The following is a 422-nucleotide window of genomic DNA, read 5'->3' as shown; positions in this document are numbered from 1 at the left end:
GAGCCGTGCACCATCAGGTGCGCGCCGGTGCGTCCCAGGGAGCGGTCGTACTCGTTCGGGTACCCGAGATTGAACGAGAGATAGAGGCTCGAATTCGGGTTCATGGACGCGGGCGTCACCGCGTAGAAGCCCTCCGGCGCCTGCCGGTCCCCCTCCCGGGTCTTGGGCCCGAGCTGGCCCGACCAGCGGCACATCGGATAGGTCTTCAGGAGGGCGTACCTGCCGTCCGCGCCGCGCTTCCAGAGCTCGATCTCGGATTCCTTCTTGTAGGCCCGCATCAGGATCGGGTCGGCCGCCGAGACCCCCTTGGTCGACATCAGGGCCAGGGTCGCGGGCGGGATCGGCGCGAGGTGGCGCGTCGAGGCCGCGTACTGGCCGTCCTGGCAGGCGGACAGCGCCAGGAGGAGGGCCAGACCGAGCGT

At 69.7% G+C, this 422-nt stretch carries 1 pseudogene; it reads right to left on the bottom strand.

The window, feature by feature from the left end:
* Positions 1 to 422, bottom strand: a pseudogene (locus tag AX737_RS24600) (hypothetical protein); the annotation flags it as partial.

Origin of the sequence: Methylobacterium sp. CCH5-D2 (assembly GCF_001556475.1) — a bacterium.
Taxonomy (GTDB): Bacteria; Pseudomonadota; Alphaproteobacteria; order Rhizobiales; family Beijerinckiaceae; genus Methylobacterium; species Methylobacterium hispanicum.
Note: the sequence above shows the minus strand (reverse complement) of the source record. Positions and strands in the feature narration are given on the sequence as shown.